This is a genomic window from Streptomyces griseoloalbus, from assembly GCA_014650015.1.
Taxonomy (GTDB): Bacteria; Actinomycetota; Actinomycetes; order Streptomycetales; family Streptomycetaceae; genus Streptomyces; species Streptomyces griseoloalbus.
Genome location: BMUD01000001.1, coordinates 527,313 through 553,409 on the forward strand (window position 1 = coordinate 527,313; position 26,097 = coordinate 553,409).

Consider the following 26,097-nt stretch of genomic DNA (forward strand, 5'->3'; position numbering starts at 1 on the left):
CGCCTTGTCCGTCCGCGAACTGGTGGTGCTCGGCACCGCCAGCCAGGTCCCCACCCGGCACCGCAACCACAACGGCTATCTGCTGCGCTGGGACGGCGACGGCATCCTGTTCGACCCCGGCGAGGGCACACAGCGCCAGATGCTGCGCGCCGGGGTCGCCGTCCACGACCTGAACCGCATCTGCGTCACCCACTTCCACGGCGACCATGCGCTCGGACTCGCCGGGGTGATCCAGCGCATCAACCTCGACAAGGTGCCGCACCGGATCACCGCCCACTTCCCGCGTTCCGGACAGCGTTTCTTCGACCGGCTGCGGTACGCCACCGCCTACCGCGAGACCGTCGCCCTCACCGAGGCCCCGGTCGACACGGACGGCCCCCTCGCCCGCACCCCCGGCTACACGCTGGAGGCCCGGAAGCTGTCCCACCCGGTCGAGGCGTACGGCTACCGGCTGGTCGAGCCCGACGGCCGGCGCATGCTGCCCGACCGGCTGGCCGCGCACGGCATCACGGGCCCGGACGTCGGCCGCATCCAGCGCGAGGGCACGCTCGGCGGTGTCACGCTGGAGGAGGTCAGCGAGGTGCGGCGCGGGCAACGGTTCGCGTTCGTCATGGACACCCGGCTGTGCGACGGGGTGTACGCGCTCGCCGAGGGCTGCGACATGCTCGTCATCGAGTCGACGTTCCTCGACGAGGACGAGGAACTCGCCGTCGAGTTCGGCCATCTGACCGCCGGTCAGGCGGCGCGGGTGGCGCGCGACGCGGGCGTACGGCATCTCGTCCTGACCCACTTCAGCCAGCGCTACTCCGACCCGGCGGAGTTCGAGCGGCAGGCGCGGGCGGCCGGGTACGAGGGTGAGCTGACCGTGGCGCACGATCTGCAGCGGGTGGGGCTTCCGAAGCGTCGGTGAAACAGCCGTACGATATTTCGATGCCCGTACCGAAAGCCGAACTGCACCTTCATATCGAAGGCACCCTTGAGCCCGAGCTTGCCTTCGCCCTCGCCGGGCGCAACGGCGTCGAGCTGCCGTACGCCGACACCGGCGCGCTCCGCGAGGCGTACCGCTTCCAGGACCTGCAGTCCTTCCTGAACCTGTACTACGAGCTCATGGCGGTGCTGCGCACCGAGCGGGACTTCGAGGACCTCGCCGACGCCTACCTCGCCCGCGCCGCCGCGCAGGGCGTGCGGCACGCGGAGATCTTCTTCGACCCGCAGGCACACCTGGCGCGCGGCGTCGGCATGGGCACGGTGGTCGAGGGGCTGTGGCGGGCGCTGGGCAGGAGCCGGGAGACGCACGGGGTGTCGACCCGGCTGATCATGTGCTTCCTGCGGGACGAGTCCGCCGAATCGGCCCTGGCGACGCTGGACGCCGCGAAGCCGTACCTGGACCGGATCACCGGCGTCGGGCTCGACTCGGCCGAGGTCGGGCATCCGCCGGTGAAGTTCCGCGAGGTGTACGAGGCCGCCGCCGCGCTGGGCCTGCGGCGCGTGGCGCACGCCGGTGAGGAGGGGCCGCCGGAGTACATCACCGAGGCGCTGGACGTCCTCGGCGTCGAACGCGTCGACCACGGCCTGCGCTGCGTGGAGGACCCGGTACTGGTGGAGCGGCTGGTGCGGGAGCGCGTTCCGCTGACCCTGTGCCCGCTGTCCAATGTCCGGCTGCGCACGGTGGACACCCTCGCCGACCATCCGCTGCCCGCGATGCTCGACGCGGGACTGATGTGCACGGTCAACTCCGACGACCCGGCGTACTTCGGCGGCTACGCGGCAGACACCTTCGACGCGGTGCGCGACACCCTCCGCCTGCCCCCGGAGCGCCTGCGCGAACTGGCCCGCAACTCCTTCCTCGCCTCCTTCCTGGAGGACGACGAGGAGCTGCGGGCGCGGTACCTGGCGGAGGTGGAGGCGTACGACTTCGCGACCGACGTCCGGTAACCCTCAGGGGGCTCCGGGCGCCCGCGTCGCCGCCGCCGTGTCGTAGGCGCGCCGGGCCGGGGCGGGGGTGCCGTCCAGCGGGATCTCCACCACCGGCTGTTCCATGGCGCCGACCTCGGGGACCGAGCCCGTCGGGGTGCCCGTGGCCGCGGCGACCAGGGCCGCCGGGTGGCCGCCGCGGCGGCGGACCGCGCCCGGCAGCAGCGGGCGTCCGCCGGTGTGCAGGGCGACGGCGGTCATCGGGAGCGCCACCAGCAGCAGGCCGGCGGCGAGCACCGTGCCCATCACCGGGAACCCGGCCTGCGCGGACAGCACACTGCCGGTCAGCGGTCCGGCCGCGGTGCCCAGCGAGGACGCCGAGCCCACCAGTACGGCCCAGCGTCCGCGCGGGTCCAGCGAGGCGGCGAGTCCGATCAGGTACGACAGGACGACCGGGTAGATCGTGTTCCAGGCGATCTCCCCGGCGGCGAAACTGCCCAGACCGGTCGCGGAGGCGCTGAGCGCGATGCAGCCGGCGATGACGACCGTGCCGCCGCCGATGGGCAGGGCGCGCCCCAGCCGCGACCCCAGCGCGCCCGCGCCCAGGACACCCAGCAGTCCGGCGCCCAGCGCCACCGCGAAGACGACACCCACGGTCGCCTCGGACAGGTGGGCCTGACCGACCCCGATGCGTCCGCTCACGCCCCACAGAGCGTTCTGCGCGAGCGACCACAGCAGCATGGACCCGGCGAGCACCAGCCCCGAACGCCGGTGCGGCAGGCGGGCGGACGTCGAGGGTCCGGCCTGGCGCGGACCGGGCGTGCCGGCGGGCAGCCGGGAGGTCAGCGGCCACACGGCCAGCGCCGTGAGGGCGATGGCGGCCAGGGTGAGTCCGTGCCCCGGCAGATGCGGCACCGTCAGGTACACCACGCCCGCGAGCGCGGAGACGCTGAGGAGTCCGAGCGTGGAGGCCCGGTGCGGGTCCCGTTCGGCGGCGATCCGGGTGGCGGCGACCGTCGTGGCCGTGCCCGAGCCGAAGCCGCCGACCATCGCACCGGCGACGACCGCCGGTACGGCGGTGGTGAGGGCGGCCCCGCCGTAGCCGACGGCGGCCAGCACGAGACCCAGCCGGGCCAGGGTCCGCGCCCCGACCCGTTCCACGCGGGAGGCCAGCAGGAACCCGGCCGTGGCCGAGCTCAGCAGCAGCGCGCTTCCGACGGCTCCCGCCTGGGTGGCGGACAGATCGAGGCCGCGTTCCAGCCGGCCGACGGTGGTCGGCAGCAGATACGGGGCGAGGTACCCGGCCGTGAAAAGGGCGACGAGGGGCCAGGGGGTGGTGCGAGCGGCGAACACGGGCGTTCCCAGGGCATGCGAAAGGGAGGGGGGACAAAAAGGGTGGGAGCGACGACCGTCGACGGACAGGAACGCGCGGGCAATTTGTATCAAGCGAGGGCAGGGCAACGGGAGTGCGCCAGATGTGATCTATGACACTCTTGCGTTTGGGGTGTCCCGGGCTTGGGTAGCGGTGCGGGCTACCGCCAGTGAATGGCCCCTCCACCTGCGGGAATCGTCGCCTCCACCTTCGTCCGGATCTCCCGCATCAGGGCGACGATCCGCTCCTCGCGCTCCGGTGTGAGCCGGGCCACCGGCACCGAGCAGCTGATGGCGTCCTGCGCGGGGGAGTCGTACCGCAGGGCGAAGCCGAAGCCGACGATTCCGGGCACGCCCTCCTCCCGGTCCACGGAGTAGCCGCGCTCGCGCACCCGGCTCAGATCGGCCGCCAGTGACTCCCGCGAGGTGTGCGTGTTGGGCGTGGCCGCCTCGTACGGGCCCTCGGGCAGCGCCTCGTCCGGACGCTCCGCCAGCAGCGCCTTGCCCAGCGCGCCCATGTGGGCCGGCAGGCGCCGGCCGACGCGGCTGATGGTCCGCAGGTACTCGTGCGACTCGCGCGTCGCCAGATATGCCACGTCGTGCCCGTCCAGCCGCCCCATGTGGAGCGTCTCGCCCAGCGCGTCGGACGCCTCGTCGAGATACGGCCGTACGGCCCGCACGCGCGGGTCGGAGTCGAGGTAGCTGGTGCCGGTGAGCAGGGCGTGGATGCCGATGCCGTACAGCGAGCCGGTGACGTCGGTGCGGACCCAGCCGCGCGAGATCAGGGTCTGCAGCAGCGCGTACATCGAGCTGCGCGGCACCTCCAGCGCGTCCGCCAGCTCCTGGAGCCGGGCCGGACGGTCACCCCGCGCGGCGAGCAGTTCCAGCAGCTCCACTGTCCGCGCGGCGGACTTCACCTCGCGCACGCCCCCGGTCTCCGACATGCGCCGATCGTAGTCCGGCGCGAGAAAGGTGCGCGCCGGACCGTTGACGGCACCTGTTCGCCTGTCCAACCTTCCAAGCCGCCCTGTGACTTCGCCCACGCCCCGCGACCTGACCGTGGCGGAGGTCCGGCTGACGCCGATCCTCGTCGCCGACCCGCCTCTCCTCAACGCCCAGGGCGTCCACCAGCCGTACACCCCCCGCCTGATCATCGAGGTGGTCACCGCCGACGCGACCGTCGGACTGGGCGAGACCTACGGCGACACCACGTACCTGGACCTGGCCGCGCCCCTCGCGGACAGGCTCGTCGGCCGCCGGGCCGGCGACCTGAACGCGCTGTTCGTGGAAGCCGACGAGGTCGCCGTCGACGACTCCCAGGTTTCCGGGAAGGTCGACGTCGGCGGACTGCGCGGGGTGCAGACCGCCGGCAAGCTCCGCCTGTCCGTGCTCTCCGGCGTCGAGGTCGCCTGCCTCGACGCCGTCGAACACAGCGGCCTCGGCCTGCCCGTGCACGCGCTGCTCGGCGGCAAGGTGCGCGACGCCGTCGAACACAGCGCGTACCTCTTCTACAGGTGGGCCGGCCACTCGGAGGGCGTCCCGGCGGAGAAGGACGACTGGGGCGCCGCCGTCGACCCGGCCGGCGTCGTCGAGCAGGCCCGCAGGTTCAAGGAGCGGTACGGCTTCACCTCCTTCACGACGGGTGACGGCCGTCACCCTGTCGGTGGCGTGGTGCACACTGGCCTGATCCGCACCATGTCAGGGAGGCGACCGTGATGGCGTCCACCGGGAAGGCGCTCACCGACGGATCGCACCGCTCGTCCCAGGTCGATCCCCTCGCCGCCCTGCGCACACCGGACGATCCGCCCTGGGACGTCTATCTCACCGGCACCGTCTTCCTCGACATCATCTTCACCGGGCTCGACTCCGCCCCGGTGCGCGGGACCGAGTCCTGGGCACGCGGGATGGGGTCGAGCCCGGGCGGCGTCGCCAACATGGCCACCGCGCTGGCCCGCCTCGGCCTGCGCACCTCCCTCGCGGCGGCCTTCGGCGACGACCACTACGGCGAGTACTGCTGGGACGCGCTGGAACAGGGCGAGGGCATCGACCTCTCCCCGTCGCGCACCGTGCCCGGCTGGCACTCGCCGGTCACCGTCTCCATGGCCTACGAGGGCGAACGCACGATGGTCTCCCACGGCCACGAACCGCCCCCCGAGGAGCCGTCCCACCCGTCGCCCACCACCCGCACACGACCTCCTGCGGGCGCGGACCTGCCTCCGTGCCCGCCCCGCGCGCGTGCCGCCGTCGCCTCCCTCACGCCGGGCCGCAGCGCCCCCTGGATCGCGCGGGCCGTGCGCGCGGGGGCCAGGATCTTCGGCGACGTCGGCTGGGACGACACCGGCGCGTGGGACCTGGCCGCGCTGCCCGACCTGCGGCACTGCGAGGCCTTCCTGCCGAACGCGCAGGAGGCCATGCGCTACACCGGCACGGACTGCCCCCGCGCCGCCGCGCACGCCCTCACCGAGCACGTTCCGGTCGCGGTGGTCACCCTGGGCGCGGAGGGCGCGTACGCGGTGGACCGGCGTACGGGGGAGACCGCCTCGGTGCCGGCCATCGATGTCGAGGCGCTGGACCCGACCGGGGCGGGGGACGTGTTCGTCGCGGGCTTCGTCACCGGAACCCTGGCCGGCTGGCCACTGGCCGACCGCCTCGCCTTCGCCGGCCTCACCGCCGCGCTGTCCGTCCAGGAGTTCGGCGGTTCGCTGTCGGCGCCGGGGTGGACGGAGATCGCGGGCTGGTGGCGCACGGTGCAGTCGGTCGAGGGGCAGGACCCGGCTGCGCTGCGGCGGTACGCGTTCCTGGCGGACGTGGTCCCGGAGGAACCGGTGCGGCCCTGGCCGCTGCGGCGGGCGGTGCCGACGATCGGCTTCCGCCGCTCGGCCTGACACGGGGCCCGCCGCGAGGGCTCGGCCCCGCACCCCTGCCCGGGTGCTCCGCCCCCTGGACCCCCGCCCCGCTCGATCGGTCGAAAAGGCCTACGGTGTTGTCACCCCCGCGGCGTACCCTGGGACACGCGAGGCCGCCGTCAGCCGTGCGGCCGTGACGAGGAGGAATCGCAGGCCTTCAGCGCCGGCCCATGACTCAGACACCCACAGCTCACACCCCCGCGCAGGGGCAGGCGAGAGTGCAGTTCACCGTCCCCGCCCAGCACCCCATGGTGACCGTGCTGGGTTCCGGAGATTCCCTCCTGCGCGTGATCGAGAAGGCCTTCCCGGGGGCCGACATCCACGTCCGGGGCAACGAGATCAGCGCGGTCGGCGACGCTACCGAGGTCGCCCTCATTTCGCGCGTGTTCGACGAGATGATGCTGGTGCTCCGCACCGGACAGCCGATGACGGAGGACGCAGTGGAACGCTCGATCGCCATGCTCAGGGCGAGCGAGGACGGGGAGAGCGACGGCCTGGAGACCCCGGCCCAGGTGCTCACGCAGAACATCCTGTCCTCGCGCGGCCGCACGATCCGCCCCAAGACGCTCAACCAGAAGCGCTACGTGGACGCGATCGACAAGCACACCATCGTCTTCGGCATCGGCCCGGCGGGTACCGGCAAGACGTACCTCGCCATGGCCAAGGCGGTGCAGGCCCTGCAGTCCAAGCAGGTCAACCGCATCATCCTGACCCGGCCGGCGGTCGAGGCGGGGGAGCGGCTCGGCTTCCTCCCGGGCACGCTCTACGAGAAGATCGACCCCTACCTGCGCCCGCTGTACGACGCGCTGCACGACATGCTCGACCCGGACTCGATCCCCCGGCTGATGGCGGCCGGGACCATCGAGGTCGCGCCCCTCGCGTACATGCGCGGCCGCACGCTGAACGACGCGTTCATCATTCTCGACGAGGCCCAGAACACCAGCCCCGAACAGATGAAGATGTTCCTCACCCGCCTCGGCTTCGACTCGAAGATCGTGATCACGGGTGACGTGACGCAGGTCGACCTTCCGGACGGCACCAAGTCCGGCCTGCGGCAGGTGCAGGACATCCTGGAGGGCCTGGACGACGTCCACTTCTCCCGGCTGTCGTCCCACGATGTCGTCCGGCACAAGCTGGTGGGCCGTATCGTCGACGCGTACGAGCAGTACGACAGCCAGCACGGCACCCAGAACGGCACCCACAAGGGCGGCCGGGGCAAGGCCGGGCACAAGGGGAAGTAGACCGAGCACCAGATGTCGATCGACGTCAACAACGAGTCCGGAACCGAGGTCGACGAGCAGGCGATCCTCGACATCGCCCGCTACGCGCTCGCGCGGATGCGTATCCACCCGCTCTCCGAACTCTCGGTGATCGTCGTGGACGCCGGCGCCATGGAGCAGCTGCACATCCAGTGGATGGACCTGCCCGGGCCGACGGACGTCATGTCGTTCCCGATGGACGAGCTGCGGCCGCCGTCCAAGGACGACGACGAGCCCCCGCAGGGGCTGCTCGGCGACATCGTGCTCTGCCCCGAGGTCGCCGCCAGGCAGGGCGAGGAAGCGGAGACGCGGCACACCATGGACGAGGAGCTCCAGCTGCTCACCGTCCACGGTGTGCTGCACCTGCTGGGCTACGACCACGAGGAACCGGACGAGAAGGCCGAGATGTTCGGTCTGCAGGCCGCCATCGTGGACGGCTGGCGTGCGGAGAGGGGCCTGACCGGCCCGTCCCCGGCCCCGACCGTGTCATGAGCCCGCAACTCGTCCTCGGCGCGATCGCCCTGGTGGTCGTCGCCTGGCTCGCCGCCTGCGCGGAGACCGGCATCGCGCGCGTCTCCAGCTTCCGCGCCGAAGAGGCCGTACGCTCCGGCCGCCGGGGCAGCGCCCGGCTCGCGCAGATCTCCGCCGACCCCACCCGCTACCTCAACGTGGCGCTGCTGGTCCGCGTCGCCTGCGAGATGGCCGCCGCCGCGCTGATCACGTACGGCTGCCTCAGGGCGTTCGACGGCACGGCCGAGGCACTGCTGATCGCCATCGCGGTCATGGTCCTCGTGTCCTACGTCGCCGTCGGTGTCTCCCCGCGCACCATCGGCCGCCAGCACCCGCTGAACACCGCCACGGCCGCCGCGTACGTCCTGGTGCCGCTCGCGCGGATCATGGGCCCGGTCCCCTCGCTGCTCATCCTCATCGGCAACGCGCTCACCCCCGGCAAGGGCTTCCGGCACGGCCCGTTCGCCTCCGAGGCGGAACTGCGCGCGCTGGTCGACCTCGCGGAGGCGGAGTCGCTGATCGAGGACGAGGAGCGCCGCATGGTGCACTCGGTCTTCGAGCTGGGCGACACCCTGGTGCGCGAGGTCATGGTGCCGCGCACCGACCTGGTGGTGATCGAGCGGTACAAGACCATCCGCCAGGCCCTCACCCTCGCCCTGCGCTCCGGTTTCTCCCGGATACCGGTGACCGGCGAGAGCGAGGACGACATCGTCGGGATCGTCTACCTCAAGGACCTGGCCCGCAAGACGCACATCAGCCGGGACGCCGAGAACGAGCTGGTGTCCACGGCCATGCGCCCGGCCTTCTTCGTGCCCGACACCAAGAACGCCGGCGACCTGCTGCGCGAGATGCAGAAGCAACGCAACCACGTCGCCGTCGCCGTCGACGAGTACGGCGGCACCGCGGGCATCGTCACCATCGAGGACATCCTCGAGGAGATCGTCGGCGAGATCACCGACGAGTACGACCGCGAGCTGCCGCCGGTGGAGGAGCTGGGCGAGGAGTGCTACCGGGTCACCGCCCGCCTCGACATCGGCGACCTGGGCGAGCTGTACGGCCTGGAGGAGTTCGACGACGAGGACGTGGAGACCGTCGGCGGGCTGCTCGCCAAACACCTCGGCCGGGTGCCGATCGCGGGCGCCTCGTCCGTGGTCGCCCTCCCCGACGCCCGTGAGCTGCGGCTGACCGCGGAGGCGGCGGCCGGACGCCGGAACAAGATCGTGACGGTGCTGGTGGAGCCGGTGAAGCCGGCGGACGCGCTCGTCGCCGAGGAGGCGGGAGCGGAGTGACGCCGCGGCAGCTGCGCGCCCTGTGCCTGTCCTTCAACGCGGCCGTGGAGGACTTCCCCTTCGACCCGCGGACCTCGGTCTTCAAGGTCCGGGGCAAGCTGTTCGCGCTGACGAACCTGGACGCGAGGCCCCTCACGGTCAACCTCAAGTGCGAGCCGGAGGACGCGATCCGGCTCCGCGCCGAGCACCCGGGTCTGATCGTCCCCGGCTACCACATGAACAAGCGGCACTGGAACACGGTGACCGTCGACGGCGGCCTCCCGGACCGCCTGGTGCGGGAGCTGGTCGAGGACTCCTACGACCTGGTCGTGGCCGGTCTGCCGCGCGCCGACCGCCTCCGCCTCGACCGCCCGTGAGCCCCCTTTATGCTCGGGGCATGACCGACAGCAGCGCGCTCGACCCCGAGGACCGCAAGATCGTCACCCTGGCCCGTTCCGCGCGGGCCCGCAACGGCGTGCCCGAGGGGGCGGCCGTACGGGACGAGACCGGGCGGACGTATGTCGCGGGGACCGTGACCCTGGACTCCCTGAAGCTCAGCGCCCTGCGGACGGCGGTGGCGATGGCCGTGGCCTCCGGTGCGACGTCGCTGGAGGCGGCGGCGGTGGTGACGGACGCGGAGTCGGCGTCGGCCGAGGACCGCGCGGCCGTACGGGACCTCGGCGGGCCCGGCACCCCCGTGCTGGTGGCCGGCCCGGACGGCACGGTCCGGGAGACGGTCACCGCGGGCTGACGCGCCTGCCCTCCCACCCTGCTGTTACCGCCGGTAAATAGGCCAGATTTCTACCTTGCCGCGCCCTGTCTCCCGCGCATCAATGGAGACGCCGGTCCTGACACGACGTCAGCCGGCGTGGTGCAGCGGGTCCGGACCCCATCTGCCGAGCAGTTCCCCCCACGGAATTCCCCCCCACGGAAAGGGACCGGAATCCTATGAGAGGCAAGCGAATCGGAACAGGTGCGTCCCTGGTGGCAGGTGCTCTCGCGGTCTGCGGGCTCGCCTTCGCCCCCACCGCCGCCGCCGTCGCACCCGGGACGGCGACGGTCAACGCCGACTGCGGAAGCTGGGGCGGTGGCCAGGCCTCCCTGACGGCCACCCAGAGCGGCACGTCCGCCACCGTCACCATCAGCACCTCCGCGGTCACCGCGCCCGTGGCCCTCGGCCAGGACTCACTCGTCTCGGAGCTCACCCTGGTGAAGGCCGGTGGCGGCAAGACCGTCTTCAAGGGCACCAAGAACCCGGCCATGGCGGTCGGTAGTGCCCTCAAGGTAGGCCCGCTCACCGGGACCGTGGCCTCCGGTGACAGCCTGGAGGCGTTCGGCGGCACGCTGAAGGTGACCGCCTTCGGCTTCATCACCATCACCTGCACGGCGACCGGGCCGCAGGCACCGGGTCCGTTCGTCTTCGACTGATCCACCGGGCGGGGCGTACGGGCCGGACACCCACGGGGCGTCCGGCCCGTACGTCCCGGAACACCCGCCTCCGCACCGGCCCGCGCGGGCCGGTGGTACGGCAGGGCTTTCCGGATCAGGGAGAATGGACGGCATGAGTGTTCGTACCCAGTCATCCGAGCAGCCTGCCGACGATGGGGGCACCTCCCACGCCCATGAGGCCGCGGGGGACCACAGGGCCGGTTTCGCCTGCTTCGTGGGCCGCCCCAACGCGGGCAAGTCCACCCTCACGAACGCTCTGGTCGGGCAGAAGGTGGCGATCACCTCGAACCGGCCGCAGACGACCCGGCACACCGTGCGCGGCATCGTCCACCGCCCGCAGGCGCAGCTGATCCTGGTGGACACCCCCGGGCTGCACAAGCCGCGCACCCTGCTCGGCGAGCGGCTGAACGACGTGGTCCGCACCACGTGGGCGGAGGTCGACGCGATCGGCTTCTGCATCCCCGCGGACCAGAAGATCGGCCCCGGCGACCGCTTCATCGCCAAGGAGCTGGCCGGGATCAAGAAGACCCCGAAGATCGCCGTCGTCACCAAGACCGACCTGGTGGACGGCAGGGCGCTGGCCGAGCAGCTGATCGCCGTCGACCAGCTGGGCCGGGAGCTGGGGATCACCTGGGCGGAGATCGTCCCGGTGTCCGCGACCGCCAACCAGCAGGTCGAGCTGCTGGCAGACCTGCTGATCCCGCTGATGCCCGAGGGCCCGGCCCTCTACCCCGAGGGCGACCTCACCGACGAGCCCGAACAGGTCATGGTCGCGGAACTCATCCGCGAGGCGGCCCTGGAGGGCGTCCGCGACGAACTCCCGCACTCCATCGCCGTGGTCGTCGAGGAGATGCTCCCGCGCGAGGACCGTCCCGCCGACAAGCCCCTGCTCGACATCCACGCCAACCTCTTCATCGAGCGCCCCAGCCAGAAGGGCATCGTCATCGGCCCCAAGGGCAAGCGCCTGAAGGACGTCGGCATCAAGTCCCGCAAGCAGATCGAGGCCCTGCTGGGGACGCCCGTCTTCCTCGACCTCCACGTCAAGGTCGCCAAGGACTGGCAGCGCGACCCGAAGCAGCTGCGGCGACTGGGGTTCTGATCACTGCCGCCGGGCGCCTGGCAGCGCCCTGAACCAGCCGTACGGCGCCTCCGTCGTCACCATGGCCCGGACCCTCCGCCCCGCCGGTGACCGAGGTCGACGCCCGTCGCGTACGAGGGCCGTTACGCGCCTTCCTTCAGCACTCCGCGGATCAGTGTCCGCTGCTCCTCCGTCAGCCCGGGATCCGCGCAGTACACCGACCTCCCGTCCACCGTGATCCGGTAGCTGAAGCCGTCCGGGACCCCGGCCGGCGGTGTTCCCCGGCCGGCGGCCATCACCCGCTCGGCCAGGGCGTGCCACTCGGGGGCGTCGGCGCGGCCCGAGGTGTCCACCTCGGCCTGCCGCTCGATGCCCGCGAACCCACCGGTGCGTCTCACCTGAATGCGCATGGTCCGTGTCTAGTACGGAACTACAGCGTGCGCACCCCCACCCGCTCCCACGCCTTGGTCACCGCCAGCAGTTCCTCGCCCTCCCCGTACCGGGCGCGGGCCGCCCGCACCGTGAGCGTCGCGAAGTCCGTGAACAGCGCGTCCTGCTTGAGCTCACCGCCCGTGAGGACGTCGTACCAGACCTGTCCCGCCCGCTCCCAGGCGTGTCCGCCGAGCGTGGTGGCCGCCAGGTAGAAGGCGTGGTTCGGGATGCCGGAGTTGATGTGGACGCCACCGTTGTCCCGGCCGGTGCGGACGTAGCCGTCCATCGTCGCGGGCTGCGGGTCCTTGCCGAGGACGTCGTCGTCGTAGGCCGTGCCCGGTTCCTTCATCGAGCGCAGCGCCGTGCCGGTGACGCGCGGGGCGAGCAGGCCCGCGCCGATCAGCCAGTCGGCCTCGGACGCGGTCTGGCCCAGCGAGTACTGCTTGATGAGCGCGCCGAAGACGTCCGACATGGACTCGTTGAGCGCGCCGGGCTGGCCGAAGTACGTCAGGTTCGCGGTGTACTGCGTGACGCCGTGGGCGAGTTCGTGGCCGATGACGTCGATGGGGAGGGTGAAGTCGAGGAAGATCTCCCCGTCCCCGTCGCCGAAGACCATCTGCTCGCCGTTCCAGAAGGCGTTGTTGTAGTCGCGGTCGTAGTGCACGGTCGCGTCCAGGGGCAGCCCGTTGCCGTCGATCGAGTCACGGGCGTAGGCCGTGAGGAACAGCTCGAACGTGGCGCCCAGACCGGCGTAGGCACGGTTGACGGTGGCGTCCTTGCCGGGCTCGTCGCCCTCGCCGCGCACCTTCTCGCCCGGCAGGCCGGTGCCGTGCCGGGCGTCGTACACGGTGCGGCGCGGCTTGCCGGCCTCGGCCTCGGCGAGCGGGGCGGCGGCCGGGGCGCCGACCACCGTGGTCAGCCGGCGCTGGGTGCGCTCGTAGGCGTCGCGCTGGAGGGTGCGGCGCGCCGGCCCGGCGAGCGCGGGGTCGTCGGCCTGGGCGAGCCGGTCGAGGACGTGTGGCGGGACGATGGTGCAGAAGACGGGCTCGAAGCCCCCGGTCGTGGTCATGCCCGGCACCCTCGCACTGTGTGTCCTGACTGTCACTACCCGCAACCATGATGGATGAAATCCCCGGCCACTCCGCCTCCGTCTCCTCTCGCAGTGGTATACGGCACTTTTTGTCCCGTTCCTCCCTCGGGTCCCGCATACTGATACGGACCCTCGCACGGTGGGCGACTCGGTTAAGCTGCGGAGCATCATGCGTTTCGGGCTGCTTCTCCTTAGCTGCCGCGGTGAGGGTCCCCAGTAGAGGCCGACCCCCTCCCCGCGGAGTCTGGCGTTGCGCCGTCGGCCGTCCCTCAGGACACCCCGCGGACCACCGAGGAGCCCACGCATCATGGCGAACCGCCAGCAGTCCAGCCCCATGCCGATCCACAAGTACGGCCGGTACGACCAGGTCGACATCCCCGACCGCACCTGGCCGGACAAGCGGATCACCACCGCCCCCCGCTGGCTCTCCACCGACCTGCGTGACGGCAACCAGGCCCTGATCGACCCCATGTCGCCCGCCCGTAAGCGCGCGATGTTCGACCTGCTGGTCAAGATGGGCTACAAGGAGATCGAGGTCGGCTTCCCGGCCTCCGGGCAGACCGACTTCGACTTCGTACGCTCCATCATCGAGGACCCGGACGCCATCCCGGACGACGTCACGATCTCCGTACTGACCCAGGCCCGCGAGGACCTGATCGAGCGGACCGTGGAGTCCCTGAAGGGCGCCAAGCGCGCCACCGTCCACCTGTACAACGCCACCGCCCCGGTCTTCCGCCGGGTGGTCTTCCGCGGCTCCAGGGACGACATCAAGCAGATCGCGGTGGACGGCACCCGTCTGGTCATGGAGTACGCCGAGAAGCTGCTGGGCGAGGAGACCGAGTTCGGCTACCAGTACAGCCCGGAGATCTTCACCGACACCGAGCTGGACTTCGCGCTGGAGGTCTGCGAGGCGGTGATGGACGTCTACCGGCCCGGCCCGGGCCGCGAGATCATCCTCAACCTGCCCGCGACCGTCGAGCGCTCCACCCCCTCCACCCACGCCGACCGCTTCGAGTGGATGGGCCGCAACCTCTCCCGCCGCGAGCACGTCTGCCTGTCGGTCCACCCGCACAACGACCGCGGCACGGCCGTCGCCGCCGCCGAGCTGGCCCTGATGGCCGGCGCCGACCGGGTCGAGGGCTGCCTGTTCGGGCAGGGCGAGCGCACCGGCAACGTCGACCTGGTCACCCTGGGCATGAACCTGTTCTCCCAGGGCGTCGATCCGCAGATCGACTTCTCCGACATCGACGAGATCCGCCGTACGTGGGAGTACTGCAACCAGATGGAGGTCCACCCGCGCCACCCGTACGTGGGCGACCTAGTCTACACGTCCTTCTCCGGCTCCCACCAGGACGCCATCAAGAAGGGCTTCGACGCCATGGAGGCCGACGCGGCCGCGCGCGGTGTCACCGTCGACGACATCGAGTGGGCGGTCCCGTACCTGCCCATCGACCCCAAGGACGTCGGCCGCTCCTACGAGGCCGTCATCCGCGTCAACTCGCAGTCCGGCAAGGGCGGCATCGCCTACGTCCTGAAGAACGACCACAAGCTGGACCTGCCGCGCCGGATGCAGATCGAGTTCTCGAAGATCATCCAGGCCAAGACGGACGCGGAGGGCGGCGAGATCACCCCCGCCGACATCTGGGCCGTCTTCCAGGACGAGTACCTGCCCAACCCGGGGAACCCCTGGGGCCGTATCCAGGTCGCGAACGGCCAGTCCACCACCGACCGCGACGGCGTGGACACCCTCACCGTCGAGGCCACGGTCGACGGCGTGGAGACCACCCTGGTCGGCACCGGCAACGGCCCGATCTCGGCGTTCTTCCACGCACTGCAGGGCGTCGGCGTCGACGTGCGCCTGCTGGACTACCAGGAGCACACGATGAGCGAGGGCGCCTCCGCGCAGGCCGCCTCGTACATCGAGTGCGCCATCGGCGACAAGGTGCTGTGGGGCATCGGAATCGACGCGAACACCACGCGGGCCTCGCTGAAGGCGGTCGTCTCGGCCGTCAACCGCGCGGCGCGCTGAACAGCCGTTTCGTGGGGTTTGAGGGCTCCGTCCGCCTTGTCCGGCGGGCGGAGCCCCGTCATATACCGGCCAATTGCTGTGGAGGTCACGGAAAGGTCTCGTCCCGGGTACTGACTCCACCTCATGGATGTGGCTAACATCACGCAAGCGCGGCGATGGTGCTGTGGCCTTACGGAGGTGCGACGTGCTGCCAGGACGGGGACCCAACGGCCGTGCCGCTGCCACCAGACTGTCGCGCCTGCTGGGCACCCGCACCTCGTGGACGCCCGTCGGCGACGGGGAGTTCTTCTGCCCCGGCTGCGGCGGCGACCGCAACTACCAGCGGCTGACCGGGCACCGCCGCTTCGCCCTCTTCGGCGTGCCGGTGCTGCCGCGCGGCGAGACGGGGCCGGTCGTCGAATGCGCCGCCTGCCGCCGCCACTTCGGCACCGACGTCCTGGACCACCCCACCACCACCCGCTTCTCCGCGATGCTCCGCGACGCCGTCCACACCGTCGCCCTCGCGGTGCTGACCGCCGGCGGCACCGGCTCGCGCGCGTCCCTGGAGACGGCGGCGGCCGGGGTGCGCGCGGCGGGCTTCGACGACTGCACGGAGGAACAGCTGGCCGCGCTCGTCGAGGCGCTGGAGGCGGACACCGGCCGCTTCACCGGCCAGCCCTGCGCCGCGGGCCTCGCCATCGAGCTGCACGAGGCCCTCGACCCGCTCGCCCCGCACCTCGCCGCGCCGGGCCGTGAATCGATCCTCCTCCAGGGCGCCCGCATCGCCCTCGCCGACGGCCCCTACACCCCCGCCGAACGCGATGCCCTGGCCACCGTGGGCGCGGCCCTCACCATCTGCGCGGACGACGTCACCCGCCTGCTGGCGGCGGCCCGCACCCCGTCCTGACCCGAAGGCCGCGGCACCGTCGCGGCGGTGGTCCGGTGGTCCCCCGGGCGGCTCAGTGGTCCCGGGGGAGTTCGAGGCGCAGGATCTGACGGTCCAGGCCGGGGCCGAAGTAGTCCCGGCGCAGGCCGTCGTCGGGCTGCTCGGGCCGGAAGCCCAGGGACCGGTAGAGCAGGATCGCGGCCCGGTTGGCGGGCTCCACGGTCAGCCTGACCTGCTCGACGCCGTCCCGGCGCAGCCGTGTCAGGATCTCCCTCATCAGCTCACGGCCCAGTCCGTGGCGGCGGCGGTCCCGGGTCACACACAGGCCGAGGATCCAGCTGTCCCGGCTCAGGCCCGTGGTGGCGGCCAGCACATAGCCGCGCAGGTGGCCCTCGCCCTCGTCGAGGACCAGCAGGTGCTCCGCGTACATGTCGTAGAGCTGGCGCAGCAGGAACGCGGGATAGGCGACCTCCTGGAAGACCTCCTCGTCGAGGCGGCACAGCTCGGGCAGGTCGGACTCCCGTGCCGTCCGTAGGACCAGGCGCCCGGACCCCGGGAACCTGGCCGGTTCCATGAGGTGCTCGTGGCGGTCCAGGGCTCGCTCCAGCGGTTCGGCGGTCATGCCACCCCCAGTCGGGACGTGCGGACGTCAACGCGACACGCACCGGCCCGTTCACCCGGGAGGATTGCGGCTCCCGGTGGCGGCCGGTGACTGCTTCTGGCTAGAGTGAGCTCCCAACTCACCGCGTGCAAGGGCGAGTTCAGGTGTGTAGCGATATGCTGGCGTGCGCCTGGTGTGCGCCCGTTCATTGAGGACTGGCGTGTTCCTGGCTGTTTCCGCATGCCGTGGCGGCCTACCGTGCGAGCACCGGAGATGCTGCTTCACCTGCCGACGTTCACGAGGACGCGCAGACAGGGCACACGGTCTTGTCCGACACTGAATGGAACGCGGCAGGGTGATTATGGACCGCAACGCCGACGCCCCGTGGTCGAAGTTCGATCCGGAGGCCTATGTCGACCTCAATTACCGCACCCCGCTCGAGGTCGATCTGCTGATCGTTCGACTGATGCGCGACTATTTCAGCGGCTGCTTCGCCGAAAACGTTCCGCATTCGGTGCGCGGTGTCGACGTAGGGGCCGGCGCGAATCTCTATCCGGCGCTCTCCATGCTCCCCTGGTGCGAAAAGATCCTCCTGCTGGAGTACGCCCGCCCGAATGTCGAGTATTTGGAGAAGCAGGCGTCTCCCGAGGGATACGACGTGGTGTGGGACGCGTTCTGGGACGTGCTCCGCGACGCTCCCGCCTATCACTCCCTCGAGCCGCGGAGCCGGTTCAGCGAGATCGTCCGCGCGGAGCGGGCCAACCTGCTCGACCTGGACGGACAGCGGCGCTGGGACATCGGGACGATGTTCTTCGTCGCCGATTCCATGTCCGAGTGTCCCGACGAATTCCAGCGGGGCGTACGGTGCTTCATGGACGCGCTGAACGAGGGGGCCCCGTTCGCCGCCGCGTTCATGAAGGAGTCGGTCGGATACCAGGTCGGTGCCCATCGGTATCCGGCCTACCGGGTGAACGAGAACCGGGTCCGGGAGAGTTTGGGGGACTTCGCCGACGAGTTGGAGATCCACGATCTGCACCACATGGTGCGGCCGGGACACGAGGGAATGATCCTCGCACTGGGGCGGCGGAATTCCGTGATTGCCGCCACGTAGGAACGGGGACCATGTCTGAGATACGGGCAACCGGATCTGTACGAGGGGTAGGGGGATGCAGATCAAGCCACGCCAGCATCTGCTGGACATCTGGCGGGCAGCGGCCCGCTCTTCGTTCGACGACGGAAAACTCGTCTGGGGGGACACCGACGGGCTGAGCAGCGTCGCGGACGCGGAGCGGCTGCTCTGTCTGCTGTACCCCGCCACCGAGGTCCCCGCCTTCCGCCTCGACCAGCCGGACACCACCGAGCGGGACGTGCTGCGCGCGCTGGAGCGGGTCGGCAGCCGGCTGGAGATCCCGCCCAACCTGATCACCGCGCTGACCCAGTTCATGCGCACCTACACCGGGCCGGACGAGAGCCCCACCTTCGCGGGCGGACCGTACTTCAAACCGGCCGACCCGAAGGACGAACTCACCTACGAGCAAGGCAAGTTGGGTGTCGTCGACTCCTACTCCATGTCCGTCACGCTCTGCCTCGCCACACTCGGATTCCTCAAGGTCTACGAGACCAGCACCACCCGCCCCGAAGTGCGCAAGGCGCTCAGTGAGCTGAGAGACGCCACCAACACACGGCTGACCGCCGCGATGATCAGCCTGCTGCGCTCCTTCACCGTCAACGTCTTCGACGCCGAGTCCGAACAGGGCCGGCGGCTGATCGAGGTCATCGGGCAGAACAGACAGTCCGACCGGGCGGTGCTGCAGCAGTTCTCCCGCCGGTTCCGTCCGCTGCGCGCCACGATCATCGAGAGCCTCAGCCGCGGCATCGAGGTCGAGGAGAGCATCCGGGACGAGAGCCAGCTCTTCGAGTGCGGCTGGGCCTGGGGCGTGGTCAAGGACGCGCCGCAGATCACCGACCTGAGCGTCGAGGTCCCCGGCCAGCCCGACGGCATCGCCGACCGGCTGCCCTACGTGTACTTCACCGTCGTCGCCCTGGACGGCATCCAGGACCTCTTCTCCGAGCGCACCCTCACCCTGGGCCTGCTCGACGCCGATCAGCAGAAACTCGCCGAGGCGCTGCGGCTGCGCTGGGAACTCAGCCAGCAGTACTGGTCGGCGGTGGCCAGGTTCGGCAGCGAGCGCTGGCCCCTGGAGGACCTCCCCTGGCAGACCACCGGCCTGCGGCTGGAGTCGGAGTACTTCTCCCTGACCGTCGCGGCCATCCTCGTCCACGACCTGGTCCGCCGGAAAGCGACCGACGACGACCTCACCCGCACCGTCGCCATCATGGAGCGCCTCGCCGATCGCGGCCGGATCACCAGCCGGATGACGCGCAACGACCCCGTGGTCCGGCTGCACGACCCGGGAGTGATGATGCCGCTCGCCGGCTCCGAACGCTCCGGCTCGCTCCTCCAGTGGCGGATGACGGACTTCTCGGCGCAACTGCTCAAGCGAACCATCCAGCTCGCGGAACTCTCCCGGAACATCGACGCGCAGGACCGTCTGCTGCGCCTCGCCGAGCAGACCTTCGAACATCTGTGGAACCGGCGGATCGAGGAAGGCCACGGCACCGGCCTCTGGGACAACGTGCAGGCCGTCTACCCGGACGCGCGCGGCATCACCCGGCGTCTGTCCTGGAGCGTCACCGAACGCGTCACCGAGTGCCTGGTCGCCGCTCGCAACATGTACGAGCAGCAGCCCATCCGCAGCCCGGAACTCGCCCAGCTCGCCAGGGAACTGCTCAGCGAGGCCACCCACCTGTTCGGCAAGGAACAGCTGGAGGCCCCCGCCTCCGCCGACGGCAGCCGGGGGCGGGCCATGCGGAGCATCGAAAGCCGCCTCGACCACGCCCGCGGCCTGGTCGACGAACGGCCCGCCACCGCCTTCGCGCTGGCCCTGCCCGTGCTCCAGGAACTCGACACCCTGGCCCAGGCCCGGGGTGCCGCCACACAGGAGGGGTGAGCCGTGCTCGTCTTCGCCGCCTCCGACAAAGGAGGCACGGGCCGCTCGGTCACCAGCGCCAACCTGGCCTACCAGCGTGCCCTGACCGGCGACCACGTGGCCTACGTGGACTTCGACTTCGGCTCGCCCACCGCCGCCGCCGTCTTCGACGTCCCCGGCGCGATGCGCGGCACCGAGGAGCGGGGCCTGCACTCCTACCTCGAGGGCGAGGTCACCGAGCCCGCCAGGATCGACGTCTGGCGGCAGACCGAGCACCCTCTGCTGCGTGCCCGGCCGAACCAGTCCGGCCGCCTGGTCCTCTTCCCCGGTGACGTCGGGGGCGGCGAATTCGCCACGGACGAGGACGCCCTGGAGCGGTGCGTCGACCTCCTGCTGCAGCTCAACGGCGAGTTCGACCTCATCGTGGTGGACCTGAGCGCGGGCCGCAGCTACGCCGTGGACCTGGTCCTGGCGGCGACGGCCCACCCCCGGATGCGCTACGTCCCCTTCCGCTGGCTCGTCTTCCACCGCTGGACCCGGCAGCACGTGATCGCCGCCTCCGGTCTCGTCCACAAGGAGAACGGCATCCTCAAGGGCGGCGTCGACCGCGGACACGACGAGGAGACCCTGCAGGGCGCCATCCGCTTCGTACGGGCCGCCGTGCCCGATCCGGAGTCGCCGCTGTGGTTGCACGGCTCGCCCGCCCAGGCGGCCTGGATGCAGGCCTGCGACGAGGCGCTGCGCCGGCTCGCCGCGGAGCACCGCATCGGCGACAGCGTCGTCCTCGGCATCGTGCCGCTGGAACCCATCCTGCAGTGGCGCGAACAGCTGATCACCGAAGAGGACGTGCTCTCCACCCAGATCGCCAACAAGGAGACGCTGGAGGCGCTCGAGGAGATCGCCCGGCGCCTGACCGACGACTCCCACTGGGGGCGGCCATGACGGAAGCGGTGTTCCGCGAGACCTCCGCGGAACCACGGACCCAGGCGGTGCCGCTGTCCCATCTCTCCCTGGAGCTGGGCCACTTCTACATGGAGGACTTCGAGGCCGGGCCCGCGCACCTGCGGCAGCACTTCGACCGGGTACGGCCCTGGGTGGAGGCGGCGCGTACCGTCGCGGTCGACCAGGCGGGCGGCAAACGCCCCCGGATCAGCACCTGCTTCCTGATAGACGACTACTTCGCCCGCTTCTCCAGCCCAGCCGAACTCGTCCCCCTCCTGCTGGCGGAGGCCGACCGCGCCGGACTGGTCATCGACTACCTGGCCCGCGAGTCCGGTTGCGCGGTCACCGGCAAGGTGCCGGTCGCGGAAGCGGTGGCCGGCCGCATCGTCGAGGAACCGCCGCCCGGCAGCTACGGCATCCGGCCCCCGGCCGCGCAGACCGGCTGGCTGGCCAACGGGGAGCGCAGCCCCACCGCGCGCGCCCCGCAGGCGATGAAGAGGGCCGCCGCCTGGCAGCCGCCCACGGAGACCGCGGCCCGCCGCCACTCCGTCTTCCTGGACGTCGAGCTGTGGAGCGACGGCCCCGACGGACGGCGCACCTGGTCCTGCCCCTTCCTGGCCGCCGTGTGGCAGCTCGCCCGCCTCGGGCTGCTGCGCAACCGGGGCGAGGCCGTCCTGTCCCCCCACCCGCACCCGCACCCGCACCCGGACGCCGACTCCGAATTCCCCGAGGACTGGGACGAACTGCCCACGCTGGTGCGGCTCAACCCGCGGGCGGATCCGTTCGCCGCCTACCGGACCTGCTCCGTGCTGCCCAACCGCTTCCTGCCCGTCGAGCACGCCGTCCGGGTGATCCTCGACCAGGTCGAGGTGGACCCGGAGGCGCTGCACCAGGTCGCCGAGCGGTCCGCCCGCGAGTCCGTGGCCGTACCCGACTCGGTGGCCGATCGTGTCTCCTACCTCTTCTACGCGGGGACGTGACATGGGGCCGGAGGAGACCGCAGCGCGTGCCGTGCTCGCCTGCGGCGAGGTCCGGACCTGCCTGCTGCCCGCCGGGCAGGCCCTCGACAGCCGTGCCGCCGCCCAGCTCCTGCGCCTGCGTGCCGACGAGCGGGTCCTGGTCTCCGAGCGGCCCAACCTCTACGGGCGTTCCCCCGACACCCTGACCGGAGTCGACTGCCCGCTCCCCAGCTCCAACGGGGCCAGAGTCCGTGCGGTCGGCACGGTCGCCGCACGGGCCGCGCTCACCGAAGGGCGCGTGCTGCAGACGTCCGCGTACTTCCGGGTCCCCGCCACCGGCCCCGACCACCGGCGGCCCTGGGGCCACTACCTGGTACGGCCCGGGGTGGTCGAGCCGTTCGGGAAGCTGCCCCGCGAGGCGGTCGCCCAGGGCCTGCTCGACGGCGGGGGGCTCGGCGAACTCGACGTCGGGCTGATCGCCGGCGGACTGCTCACACGGCTGCTGCGGCACCCCCTGCTCGACCAGAGGCCGCCCCTGAGGTCCCGGCCCACCCGGCTGCGCTGGGTGGCCCTGCCCACTCAGCACGGGGACGGGCCGTCCATCGAGCGGTTCACCGTCGCGGAGGACGAGCTGCGCACCGTGCGGCTGCGGGTTCCCGAGGGCACCCGCAGCGCCGAGATCGCCGGGCTCTGCGACGATCTGGCCCTGCACGACTGGCTGCTGACGACCGTGGTCCACATCCTGGACGGGATCCGCCTGGGCCCCGGGACACCGCGCGCCCGGCCGCTGCCGGGCCCGGCCGAGGGCCGCCCCACCGTCGTCCAAGCGCTGCGGCCGGCCGTCGACCATCTGCTGCATCTGTGGATGCCGCGGGCCCGGGTGTCCAGGGAACTGGCCCCGCTGTGGACCGCGTTGGAGGAACAGCCCGGTTTCACCCGACAGTGGCAGGCGCTGGTGCAGCGCATCCGCGACCAGCTGACCCTGCACGCGATCCCCCCGGCGTCCCGGGAGGTGGAGCCGAGCCCCTAGTCCGACACCCGCGAGACGCCCACCAGCCGTGAGCGGACTCGACCGGATCCCCACGCACATTCCGCATCCCGAACCGACGCGTATCCCAACGGGGGGAGAAGCGAGATGAGCACGGCACAGTCATCCCAGCCCGAAGACACACCCGGCCCGCCGGCCCCGGCCCCTTGGACCCGCAGACTGCAGCTCGGACTCGTCGTCGGCCTGCTCGCCTGGGGCGTCGCCGCGCTGCTGAGCCCGGAGGACGGTCCGCTGCGGCAACTCGGCGCGGCCGGACTCTGCGCCGGCGCCGCGGTGATCGTTCAGCATCTGCTCGGCCCGGACCGGACAGCGGAGGAACGGGCCCGGCGGGCCGAGATCCTGCTGGCCGAGACCGCCGCCACCGTGCGGGACGGACTGCGACGCCACGACGAACTGCAGAACGGCCTGACCCGGCACACCGAGGACATGAGGCAGCTCGTCGAGAACCGGCTCGTCGCGGCGGACCGGGACGCGGAGCTCCGCCCGGCGCCGGCCGGCGCCCGCATCGACATCGACACGGCACCCGACCTGGTCACGAACTTCGCCGAGGCCGTGGCGCCCGGACCGCCGATCCTGTCGGCCTTCGTCCGCCTGGAGATGAAGCGGGTCATCGGCTACATGACGGACCTGTCCACGCTGAGCGTGGAGTGCCCCGGCGAGAACCACGACTGGATGCTCACCCTGACCCGTGCCGCGGAGGAGTCCATCTGCGCCACGAGCACCTCCGTCGACCGGCAGTTCTGGAACAGCGAGCCCGCCAGCCGTTACCTCCACGCCCAGAAGGAGGCGATCGACGAGCACGGGGTCCCGGTGCGGCGGCTGTTCCTGCTGGAGAGCGCCCGGGAGCTGGACGACCGGCTGCTGCGGCTGTGCGAGGAGCAGGAGGTGCTGCACATCGAGGTGCGCGTGGCCGTTCTGCCGGAACTGCCGCCGCACCTGCTGCGCGGCACCACCAACGACTTCATCGTCTACGACGAGGCAGTCTCCTTCGAGATCGACCAGGACCTGCGCGACGTCAACGTCAGGACCCGGCTCATCGCGCGCCAGGACCACGTCCAGGACCGGATGAAACGCTTCCGGGAGCTCTGGGCAGCCGGCATGAGCCTGCGCGAATTGGAGGTGCGGGTCGACGACGAGGAGGACGGCACCTGGATGGTCGACCGGGGCTGAGCGGGGCCTGCGGGGGCGCACGCCCCGGATACTCCCCGGGAGTAGTCCCGCCCCCGCGCCGCAGTACCCCCCGACTCGCCCCCACGCCCGACGCCCCGCCCCCTTCCGCCGGGAGTCTGGAGAGCGCATTCGGACATCCGACCGGAGGGGAGCCCGTCTCATGAGGGGCCGCAACGACACGTACACGGCGGCGACGCGCCGTGCCCTGGGTGCGGGGCGTGGGCGGTGGTCGGCCTGTGGCCGGCCGCGCTCGTGCTGCGCGGGGCTGCTGGCACCGGGGAGGCCGTGAACCGGCCGGTTCACGGCCTCCCCGCCGGTTCACCGTCTGCGGCGGGTTCACAGGGTGTGGTGCAGCCAGCGCCGGATGGTGGTGTTGATGCTGCCGGACAGGGCGCTCAGGCTCTCGATGGCCTCGCGGTCCTCGGGGCGGGGCGGGATGCCGGCCGCGGTCAGGGCGGCGTGCAGTTCCAGACGACGGCGGTCGCGCGGGTCGATGGCGATGTCGAGCCGGTCGGCCGGGCGCGGCGGCGGCAGCAGGTAGTCGCCCTCCCGCTGCCCGTTCGCCGGGGGCCACCAGACGGAGGAGCCGGTGCCGTCCTCGACGGCGTAGGGGTCGACGAAAGCATGGTTCGGGCCGTACTCGAAAGCGGTGGCGGTCATATCGGTCTCCTCACCAGAGAACGTCGGTTCTGCAGGACAGGAGGCCGCCCGCGCCCACCCGGTTGCGACCACGGCGAAACGTCACGCCAACGGCGTCATCGGCAGTTCATCGTCCGGTCGGACGAATCCGTTGCAAAGAAAACGTCGCAACGGATTCTTCGCATAGCCATCCCGCCCCGGAACACGGAAAAGGGGCGGGAGCGGTGGTGGAAGGTCCACAAGGTTGCCCGATGCACCCGGAGACCTACCTCGCCCTGCACCACACCCGCGCCGTCGAACACCGTGCGGAGGCCGACGCGTACCGCCGTGCCGCCTCGGTCCGGCACCCCCGCCCCTCCGCGCCCGCCTCGGCTGGACCCTCGTGACCAGGCCATGGACACGGCGATGACTAGGGCCATCACGTCGAACGGGTCGCCCTGCCGCACCAGGCCCGCGGCCTGGGCGTCGGCGATGGCGCGCAGCTTGCCGTCGTGGCGGCGGTCGTGGTGCTCCACCAGGCCGCGCGCCGCCGACCCCGGCCGGCCGCGCGGCCCACCTCGGGTCCCACGGGAGGACCGGCGTCCTCGAGGATGCGCCGGCGCTCCATTCGGACGGACGCCTCTTCCTCGATGTGCTCGGCCGGCGCGAATGGGCTCTTCCGCCGGCGTGACCGACCCCGCGTACTCCGGAGTCCGCGACAGCCCCGGCACAAGCGCGGGTGCGAAGTCGCAGATCTTCTCGCCGGCGCTTCCGGTTCAGCCGCCCTCGCGAAGTAATCCGCGAACCATCGATCGTCAATCAGCTTGATGCATAGCCGCTCGAAAACACCGTCGGTTTGCAGCGTCCCGTCGATCCGCCGCGCCACGTCCCATTGTGGTTCCCTAATGGCCTGTTCGAACCGGCCGATATACCCACCGGATACAAACACCCGCGCACCCGGCCCCACCTGCGTGAACCCTGCGTCCTCGCGCCGCCGCTCCAGTCCGTGCCGAACAACTCCTGCGCCGCCTGACATGAATCGTTGGCCATAACCAACCCCCTTGTGTCGACCCGCACTTCTCGTGCACAGGATCCTGCCGAGTGTAGGCGTGACACGGCATTCTGGGCGTGCGAAGAGTAAAACCGGAAAAGCGAGGGGATCACCGTGGAGGCACGACACTCGGCGCTCTGCGCCGAAGAAGCGGAGGAAGTGGTGAAGGAATTGCGGGCGGCGCTCGCTGAGGCCGGAATTTCCCTGCCGTCACTGGGGCTGGACCCGGTGAGTCTTGCGCGGGAGGCGCCCTGCCCGCTGGTCGAATTGGGACGGTGTTCCGTGGAGACCGCACGGCGGATCGCGGCGGTGGTGGTGCGGTGAAGCCGCCCGTCGGCGCGTACGTCGTGGACACCCGGACCGAGCGGATCGGCATCGTCATGGGGCATGAGGGGCCCTACGTCCAGCTGAGACCGTACGGCGGCGGCAGGGAGTGGGACGCCCACCCCGGAGCCGTCCGGCACGCGACCCCCGCCGAGCGGCTGCGCGCGGCGACGGCGTACGCCAACGCCCGCAGTCGCGGTGAGGTGCCGTGAACGTAGGCGAC

Annotated in this window: 27 protein-coding genes and 3 pseudogenes; 22 read left to right on the top strand and 8 right to left on the bottom strand. The window is 71.4% G+C overall.

The features are described 5' to 3' along the window. The first annotated feature begins 4 nt into the window (after window positions 1-4). Window positions 5-910 (top strand): ribonuclease Z, encoded by a 906-nt coding sequence (locus tag IE178_RS02260; RefSeq protein WP_184760679.1) that lies wholly within the window; start codon window positions 5-7, stop codon window positions 908-910. 20 nt (window positions 911-930) lie between these two features. Beyond that, window positions 931-1,935, top strand: a complete 1,005-nt coding sequence (locus IE178_RS02265) for an adenosine deaminase (RefSeq protein WP_184760680.1) — start codon at window positions 931-933, stop codon at window positions 1,933-1,935. Window positions 1,936-1,938: 3 nt separating this feature from the next. Here IE178_RS02265 and IE178_RS02270 read toward each other — a convergent pair whose 3' ends face one another. Beyond that, window positions 1,939-3,267 (bottom strand): MFS transporter, encoded by a 1,329-nt coding sequence (locus IE178_RS02270; protein ID WP_193511086.1) that lies wholly within the window; start codon window positions 3,265-3,267, stop codon window positions 1,939-1,941. A gap of 179 nt (window positions 3,268-3,446) precedes the next feature. Next, complete coding sequence (locus IE178_RS02275) at window positions 3,447-4,229, bottom strand: IclR family transcriptional regulator (protein WP_193511087.1); 783 nt, start codon at window positions 4,227-4,229, stop codon at window positions 3,447-3,449. A gap of 85 nt (window positions 4,230-4,314) precedes the next feature. Between IE178_RS02275 and IE178_RS02280 the strand changes: the two are divergent. From IE178_RS02280 to era, 9 genes and pseudogenes are all read left to right on the top strand, one after another. Continuing rightward, window positions 4,315-4,944 (top strand): annotated as a pseudogene (locus IE178_RS02280) (enolase-like domain-containing protein); the annotation flags it as partial. A gap of 56 nt (window positions 4,945-5,000) precedes the next feature. Further along, complete coding sequence (locus tag IE178_RS02285) at window positions 5,001-6,170, top strand: carbohydrate kinase family protein (protein WP_193511088.1); 1,170 nt, start codon at window positions 5,001-5,003, stop codon at window positions 6,168-6,170. 191 nt (window positions 6,171-6,361) lie between these two features. Then, window positions 6,362-7,432, top strand: a complete 1,071-nt coding sequence (locus IE178_RS02290; RefSeq protein ID WP_184760685.1) for a PhoH family protein — start codon at window positions 6,362-6,364, stop codon at window positions 7,430-7,432. Between the two features lie 12 nt (window positions 7,433-7,444). Further along, complete coding sequence (gene ybeY, locus IE178_RS02295; protein WP_145869319.1) at window positions 7,445-7,942, top strand: rRNA maturation RNase YbeY; 498 nt, start codon at window positions 7,445-7,447, stop codon at window positions 7,940-7,942. Continuing rightward, window positions 7,939-9,249 (top strand): hemolysin family protein, encoded by a 1,311-nt coding sequence (locus IE178_RS02300; protein ID WP_184760687.1) that lies wholly within the window; start codon window positions 7,939-7,941, stop codon window positions 9,247-9,249. The genes ybeY and IE178_RS02300 overlap by 4 nt, the downstream gene beginning before the upstream one ends. Then, window positions 9,246-9,605, top strand: coding sequence for an MmcQ/YjbR family DNA-binding protein (locus IE178_RS02305; RefSeq protein WP_184760688.1), 360 nt, complete (start codon window positions 9,246-9,248; stop codon window positions 9,603-9,605). The genes IE178_RS02300 and IE178_RS02305 overlap by 4 nt, the downstream gene beginning before the upstream one ends. Window positions 9,606-9,625: 20 nt before the next feature. Then, the gene (locus IE178_RS02310) at window positions 9,626-9,979 is read left to right on the top strand and encodes a cytidine deaminase-like protein (RefSeq protein WP_193511089.1); all 354 of its coding nucleotides are present in this window, start codon (window positions 9,626-9,628) and stop codon (window positions 9,977-9,979) included. 197 nt (window positions 9,980-10,176) lie between these two features. Then, window positions 10,177-10,656, top strand: a complete 480-nt coding sequence (locus IE178_RS02315) for a hypothetical protein (RefSeq protein ID WP_184760690.1) — start codon at window positions 10,177-10,179, stop codon at window positions 10,654-10,656. Window positions 10,657-10,789: 133 nt separating this feature from the next. Next, window positions 10,790-11,776 carry a GTPase Era gene (era, locus tag IE178_RS02320; protein ID WP_184760691.1) on the top strand — a complete coding sequence of 329 codons (987 nt, stop codon included), beginning with the start codon at window positions 10,790-10,792 and terminating at the stop codon, window positions 11,774-11,776. 122 nt (window positions 11,777-11,898) lie between these two features. On the opposite strand, the gene IE178_RS02325 is transcribed toward era, so the two are convergent. Beyond that, window positions 11,899-12,165, bottom strand: a complete 267-nt coding sequence (locus IE178_RS02325; protein ID WP_193511090.1) for a protealysin inhibitor emfourin — start codon at window positions 12,163-12,165, stop codon at window positions 11,899-11,901. A 20-nt stretch (window positions 12,166-12,185) separates the two neighbouring features. Beyond that, window positions 12,186-13,256 carry a M4 family metallopeptidase gene (locus IE178_RS02330; protein ID WP_193511091.1) on the bottom strand — a complete coding sequence of 357 codons (1,071 nt, stop codon included), beginning with the start codon at window positions 13,254-13,256 and terminating at the stop codon, window positions 12,186-12,188. A gap of 328 nt (window positions 13,257-13,584) precedes the next feature. Between IE178_RS02330 and leuA the strand changes: the two genes are divergently transcribed. Both leuA and IE178_RS02340 read left to right on the top strand, forming a co-directional pair. Further along, window positions 13,585-15,306, top strand: a complete 1,722-nt coding sequence (gene leuA / locus IE178_RS02335; RefSeq protein WP_184760694.1) for a 2-isopropylmalate synthase — start codon at window positions 13,585-13,587, stop codon at window positions 15,304-15,306. Window positions 15,307-15,490: 184 nt separating this feature from the next. Then, window positions 15,491-16,192 carry a TerB family tellurite resistance protein gene (locus IE178_RS02340; protein ID WP_193511092.1) on the top strand — a complete coding sequence of 234 codons (702 nt, stop codon included), beginning with the start codon at window positions 15,491-15,493 and terminating at the stop codon, window positions 16,190-16,192. 52 nt (window positions 16,193-16,244) lie between these two features. On the opposite strand, the gene IE178_RS02345 is transcribed toward IE178_RS02340, so the two are convergent. Further along, complete coding sequence (locus IE178_RS02345; RefSeq protein ID WP_193511093.1) at window positions 16,245-16,793, bottom strand: GNAT family N-acetyltransferase; 549 nt, start codon at window positions 16,791-16,793, stop codon at window positions 16,245-16,247. A 319-nt stretch (window positions 16,794-17,112) separates the two neighbouring features. Between IE178_RS02345 and IE178_RS02350 the strand changes: the two genes are divergently transcribed. The 6 genes from IE178_RS02350 to IE178_RS02375 all read left to right on the top strand — a co-directional run bounded on the left by IE178_RS02350 (window position 17,113) and on the right by IE178_RS02375 (window position 23,881). After that, window positions 17,113-17,883 carry an SCO2525 family SAM-dependent methyltransferase gene (locus tag IE178_RS02350; protein WP_193511094.1) on the top strand — a complete coding sequence of 257 codons (771 nt, stop codon included), beginning with the start codon at window positions 17,113-17,115 and terminating at the stop codon, window positions 17,881-17,883. A 55-nt stretch (window positions 17,884-17,938) separates the two neighbouring features. Beyond that, window positions 17,939-19,783 (top strand): SCO2524 family protein, encoded by a 1,845-nt coding sequence (locus IE178_RS02355; RefSeq protein ID WP_193511095.1) that lies wholly within the window; start codon window positions 17,939-17,941, stop codon window positions 19,781-19,783. Window positions 19,784-19,786: 3 nt separating this feature from the next. Beyond that, entirely contained in the window at window positions 19,787-20,704 is a 918-nt protein-coding gene (locus IE178_RS02360; protein WP_193511096.1) for an SCO2523 family variant P-loop protein, read from the top strand. Beyond that, the gene (locus IE178_RS02365) at window positions 20,701-21,684 is read left to right on the top strand and encodes an SCO2522 family protein (RefSeq protein ID WP_193511097.1); all 984 of its coding nucleotides are present in this window, start codon (window positions 20,701-20,703) and stop codon (window positions 21,682-21,684) included. Before IE178_RS02360 ends, IE178_RS02365 begins: the two co-directional genes overlap by 4 nt. A gap of 1 nt (window position 21,685) precedes the next feature. Further along, window positions 21,686-22,693: an SCO2521 family protein gene (locus IE178_RS02370; protein WP_193511098.1), complete on the top strand. Its 1,008-nt coding sequence runs from the start codon at window positions 21,686-21,688 to the stop codon at window positions 22,691-22,693. 105 nt (window positions 22,694-22,798) lie between these two features. Next, window positions 22,799-23,881 carry a hypothetical protein gene (locus tag IE178_RS02375; protein ID WP_193511099.1) on the top strand — a complete coding sequence of 361 codons (1,083 nt, stop codon included), beginning with the start codon at window positions 22,799-22,801 and terminating at the stop codon, window positions 23,879-23,881. A 336-nt stretch (window positions 23,882-24,217) separates the two neighbouring features. On the opposite strand, the gene IE178_RS02380 is transcribed toward IE178_RS02375, so the two are convergent. Beyond that, a complete protein-coding gene (locus IE178_RS02380; protein WP_184760700.1) occupies window positions 24,218-24,541 on the bottom strand; it encodes a hypothetical protein in 324 nt (107 codons plus the stop codon). Window positions 24,542-24,771: 230 nt separating this feature from the next. On the opposite strand from IE178_RS02380, the gene IE178_RS35660 reads away from it, so the two are divergent. Further along, the gene (locus IE178_RS35660) at window positions 24,772-24,906 is read left to right on the top strand and encodes a hypothetical protein (RefSeq protein WP_318279806.1); all 135 of its coding nucleotides are present in this window, start codon (window positions 24,772-24,774) and stop codon (window positions 24,904-24,906) included. Here the strand turns inward: IE178_RS35660 and IE178_RS02385 are convergent. Together IE178_RS02385 and IE178_RS35665 are read right to left on the bottom strand one after the other, a co-directional pair. Further along, window positions 24,904-25,038, bottom strand: a pseudogene (locus IE178_RS02385) (TetR/AcrR family transcriptional regulator); the annotation flags it as partial. The gene IE178_RS35660 and the pseudogene IE178_RS02385 sit on opposite strands and share 3 nt — an antisense overlap. A 50-nt stretch (window positions 25,039-25,088) precedes the next feature. Continuing rightward, window positions 25,089-25,549: pseudogene (locus IE178_RS35665) on the bottom strand (helix-turn-helix domain-containing protein); the annotation flags it as partial. Between the two features lie 115 nt (window positions 25,550-25,664). On the opposite strand from IE178_RS35665, the gene IE178_RS02390 reads away from it, so the two are divergent. After that, a complete protein-coding gene (locus tag IE178_RS02390) occupies window positions 25,665-25,874 on the top strand; it encodes a hypothetical protein (protein WP_193511100.1) in 210 nt (69 codons plus the stop codon). Beyond that, window positions 25,871-26,086: a hypothetical protein gene (locus tag IE178_RS02395; protein WP_145869343.1), complete on the top strand. Its 216-nt coding sequence runs from the start codon at window positions 25,871-25,873 to the stop codon at window positions 26,084-26,086. The genes IE178_RS02390 and IE178_RS02395 overlap by 4 nt, the downstream gene beginning before the upstream one ends. Window positions 26,087-26,097: the final 11 nt, after the last annotated feature.